This is a genomic window from Shewanella sp. SG41-4, assembly GCF_014164505.1.
In the GTDB taxonomy this organism is placed as follows: domain Bacteria; phylum Pseudomonadota; class Gammaproteobacteria; order Enterobacterales; family Shewanellaceae; genus Shewanella.
In genome coordinates this window covers 1-4,358 of sequence record NZ_JACJFI010000292.1, presented here as the reverse complement: position 1 = coordinate 4,358, position 4,358 = coordinate 1, and the positions used below count along the sequence as shown (strand labels likewise).

The 4,358-nt window shown below is 38.8% G+C and carries 4 protein-coding genes; 3 read left to right on the top strand and 1 reads right to left on the bottom strand.

All coding sequences use genetic code 11. The features are described 5' to 3' along the window. Positions 1-382 precede the first annotated feature (382 nt). Entirely contained in the window at positions 383-1,270 is an 888-nt protein-coding gene (locus H5202_RS18350; RefSeq protein WP_182773342.1) for a dienelactone hydrolase family protein, read from the top strand. A 122-nt stretch (positions 1,271-1,392) separates the two neighbouring features. Here H5202_RS18350 and H5202_RS18345 read toward each other — a convergent pair whose 3' ends face one another. After that, a complete protein-coding gene (locus H5202_RS18345; protein ID WP_182773341.1) occupies positions 1,393-2,304 on the bottom strand; it encodes a LysR family transcriptional regulator in 912 nt (303 codons plus the stop codon). Positions 2,305-2,651: 347 nt separating this feature from the next. Here H5202_RS18345 and H5202_RS18340 point away from each other — a divergent pair, with 347 nt between their 5' ends. Beyond that, entirely contained in the window at positions 2,652-3,386 is a 735-nt protein-coding gene (locus H5202_RS18340) for a histidine phosphatase family protein (RefSeq protein ID WP_182773340.1), read from the top strand. 53 nt (positions 3,387-3,439) lie between these two features. Continuing rightward, complete coding sequence (locus H5202_RS18335) at positions 3,440-4,210, top strand: SDR family oxidoreductase (RefSeq protein WP_182773339.1); 771 nt, start codon at positions 3,440-3,442, stop codon at positions 4,208-4,210. Positions 4,211-4,358 lie beyond the last annotated feature (148 nt).

Genomic DNA, 4,358 nt, shown 5'->3' with positions numbered 1-4,358 from the left:
AAAAATACGCTGTTAACATAGTAGAATCGACTGCTACTAGTCAGCATTAATCTTTTTAATGCGTATCCCGCTCAACATGTATCCTGTTCTGCATTGATAATCGAAATTGAACTTTTGGTTTTTTAATTCTGATAATAAACGCTAAAAAATCAGTGCTAAAATAACAGTGTTACATCAAGACATCTTAAGTACTTTAGCGGTTAATTTATAGACCCAAGATTACATACAACGATAGAAAAAGCTTATCACATGCGCTTGAGCGTTGTTAGTATTGAACTTATGTACATAGTAAGGCGTATTGATGGGGTGAAGATGATTGATGAGATTTCATCGACTATCATGCACTATTACCAGAGTATTTAAATCGAAGAGGGAACTCCTGATGCACAAATCATCTAATAACATTCCACAGCAAGCATTTGATTGGTATGACTCCTATGCACACGGTGGTATGGACCGTAGAACATTTATTGGCAAACTTGGGTCGTTAGTTGCACTCGGTTATTCAATGACAGTGCTCACTTCGGCATTATTGCCTAATTACGCATTAGCTGAGCAAGTGTCATTTAACGACTCAGACATTAAAGCCACTTATGCCAATTTCGATTCACCGTTAGGCCATGGCAAAGGGCAAGGGTACTTAGTTGAACCCACTAATAAATCAGGATTATTGCCTGTTGTGTTGGTTATTCATGAAAACCGAGGCCTTAATCCATACATTAAAGATGTCGCGAGGCGTTTAGCTAAAGCTGGCTTTATTGCTTTTGCTCCCGATGCATTGTTTTCTCTTGGTGGCTACCCTGGTAACGATGATGAAGGGCGCGAAATGCAAAAGTCGCTAGACAGAAGCAAAATTGAACAAGATTTTGTTGCTGCTGCTCAGTTTTTAAAAGCGCATCAACGCAGCAATGGTAAGTTAGGGGCTGTAGGTTTTTGTTTTGGTGGCTATATTGTTAATTATCTTGCCGCAGTGGATTCAACTTTGATTCAAGCCGGTGTGCCTTTTTACGGCACGCCAGCAGAGAAGTCATTACGAAAAAACATTAAAGCGCCATTATTAATTCAATTAGGTGAGTTAGATGAGAGGGTTAACAATACCTGGCCCGAGTACGAGCAAGATTTAAAGGCATTTAACGTTCCATATCAAATACACATGTATAAAAATGCTCATCATGGTTTTCATAATGATTCGACCGGCAGATACGATGAAGCCAATGCAGAGCTTGCCTGGCAGCGTACGCTAGATTTTTTTAAGTTAAACCTAAGCTAAACCTAAGCAGAATAATACTGATGAATTTAACGAACCCACTATGGCAATTTATACAGAATACATATTGCCCTAGTGGTGATTATTGAGATTCACTCATTCTATATATGATGTTTAATTGCTGACTACCTCATTATTCTGGTGTTAGTTGCCGCAATAATCATTTTGTTTCTAAGCCATTTGTTGGCAGGTTCTTTGTCTACATTCACATGCCAATATAAATGCACACCAATATCAGGTAATTCCACTGGCATAGGATGTATAGCAATATCAAGCATCTTGCTATACATGGCTGCGGCGGTTTTAGGTAATGTGAGTAACATATCGTTATTTAAGATGACTCGGCACGCTGATAAAGCATGCTGACAACGTAATGATATTTTACGATGCAATCCAATGCGAGAAAGTTCAAAATCTTCCAGACTAGGGCCAGTAGAACGAGATGAAACTAACACGTGCTCTAACCTAAGGTAAGTCTCTAAATCCAGTTCTGGTGTGATGGAGGGGTGGTCTTTACGAGCTACAACAACGAGTTGGTCTAGCTCTAATTGGGTGTGCATAATATTGTTACTGACAGGGATTAAGGTATCAATTGCTAAATCAATGTCACCGCTGGCGAGTTTGTTTTCAAGTTCAGTACGTCTGACCCTTTTATTACTGCGTAAATTGATTGCCGGAGACTCTAACGACAAACTTTGTTGCAATATAGGTAAGTAATAAGGCTCTAATGAACCATGCAATGACAGTGAAAAGCTCTTACGTGAAGTTAACGGTTCAAATTGACGTGATTGTACTAAACACACTTGTAGTTGATGTAATGCTTCACGAACATCATCAATAACGTTCTTTGCTACCGGGGTAGGTCGCATTTCATTGCCTTGTCTAATAAATAAAGCATCGTCAAAATGAGTGCGCAGTTTGCCTAATGAATGACTCACAGCAGGTTGCGATAAATTCAGTACTGACGCTGCTTTCGTTATATTTCCCTCACAATAAATTGCATCGAAAACGACAAACAAATTCAAATCAATTTTCATACTCACTCCGGTGATCTCACGGTATACGTTGAGAGCACCTCAACTCATATCTGCTGTTTAGTATTTAGTATCAAGTACTGGCCCCTACTATTTAAAATATAAATAGTAGGGTATTAGAACTATTCATTTGTTCAATTTAGATGTTGCTATTAGCATAGTCAAGTAGATTCGATGCAGTACAAAAATCCATTAAATTAACGCATAAAGCATTCATGATTAACATCGACTATTAGTTTTTAAAATTAACTTAATTATATTTTTTAGTTGTCATAATTAAATTAAAATTAATTTAAACAGTGGTTTAGGTTTTTTGTATTTATCCATCATTTTTCAGTTAGAGACCTAATATGGCAGCAATTTATTTGATTCGACACGGACAGGCATCCTTTGGAAGCACTGATTACGATCAACTGTCAGATAAGGGGAGCCAGCAAGCGGCAATATTAGGCCAGTACTGGCGTGCAAGGGCTATCCCAAGCAAGTTTTATTGTGGTGATTTACTGCGTCATGGCCAAACGTTAACCAGTTTCGTAACAGGATATCAAGGTGAACATACCCCAATGATTATCCATTCTGGTTTTAATGAGTTTGACCATGTAGATATTTTAAAAAAGTACAATGAACAGTGGCGTAACTTCGCAGAAATGAGCCAGGCAATTAGCCAATGCAATGAACCGAATAAAACGCTGCAAAAAGAATTTTCTCAAGCGCTCGAACGTTGGGTTTCAGGCGATAATGACCATGAATACAAAGAGAGTTGGTCACAATTTAAGACCCGTTGTATTCGGGCGCTGCACAATATCATTGAACAAGAATTAGCAAAAAAGCGTGAGATTACCAGCACTGGAAATAACACAAAAAAATCAAAAGATATTTTAGTGTTTACGTCTGGAGGGACGATTTCAGCAATCGTGCAACACATTTTACAATTGAACGACCGACAGACATTAGCCTTGAATCAGCAGGCCAGAAATACTGGTGTCACTAAACTATTATTTTCTGAAAACATGTTGAGTGTTGATTATTTTAATAACTACAGTCACTTAGAACAGGCTGGTGATGACTGGGTAACCTTCAGGTAATCCCTACTTACTTTCGGCTTTGAACCATTAATCATAAATTAAAAGGAAAAAACATGAACAATGTCAATTTGTTTGATTTAACAGGGAAAGTCGCCTTAGTTACTGGTGCAAGTCGTGGTATTGGCGAAAGTGTAGCAAAAGTTTTAGCTCAGTATGGCGCCCATGTCATTGTATCGAGTCGAAAAATAGAAGCTTGCCAAATTGTGGTCGATGAGATTATTAACGCTGGCGGCAGTGCACAAGCCATTGCGTGTCACATCGGTGACATGGATCAAATCGATTCCATTTTTGCAGCCATTACAAAGCAACATGGCAAGCTAGATATTCTGGTCAATAACGCTGCTGCAAACCCTTATTTTGGTCACATCATTGATACTGACTTAACCGCCTTCCAAAAAACCGTCGACGTTAACATTCGTGGTTACTTCTTTATGTCGACCAAAGGTGCAAAATTAATGAAAGACAGCGGCGGTGGTTCAATCATTAATGTTGCGTCTGTTAATGGCGTTATTCCAGGTGACTTCCAAGGCATTTACTCAATTACCAAAGCGGCTGTTATTTCAATGACTCAAGCATTTGCTAAAGAATGTGCCCAATTCAATATTCGCGTTAACGCATTACTGCCAGGTGGAACCGACACCAAGTTTGCTTCTGCATTAGTTGATAACCCAGCCATTTTAAAACAAATGATGCACCACGTACCAATGAAGCGTGTAGCCCAGCCAGAAGAAATGGCCGGAACGGTTTTATATTTAGCGTCTAACGCATCAAGCTACACCACGGGTACCGCGATTAATGTCGACGGCGGCTATTTGATTGGCTAGCAATCTGATTCGCGACAGTAAAAAAAGAATAGAACAAGCAGCATAAATAATATAACACGCTAGGAAATACTCATGAACAGCGATAAAAACACCAGTATCGATAAGTTATTTGAATCATTCAGCACTAAATCGTTGTCATTGAAAAATA

What these genes read in the sequence shown, in the direction of transcription:
- H5202_RS18350 (WP_182773342.1), top strand. Translation starts at nt 383, where the DNA reads ATGCACAAATCATCTAATAACATTCCACAGCAAGCATTTGATTGGTAT.
- H5202_RS18345 (WP_182773341.1), bottom strand. Translation starts at nt 2,304, where the DNA reads ATGAAAATTGATTTGAATTTGTTTGTCGTTTTCGATGCAATTTATTGT.
- H5202_RS18340 (WP_182773340.1), top strand. Translation starts at nt 2,652, where the DNA reads ATGGCAGCAATTTATTTGATTCGACACGGACAGGCATCCTTTGGAAGC.
- H5202_RS18335 (WP_182773339.1), top strand. Translation starts at nt 3,440, where the DNA reads ATGAACAATGTCAATTTGTTTGATTTAACAGGGAAAGTCGCCTTAGTT.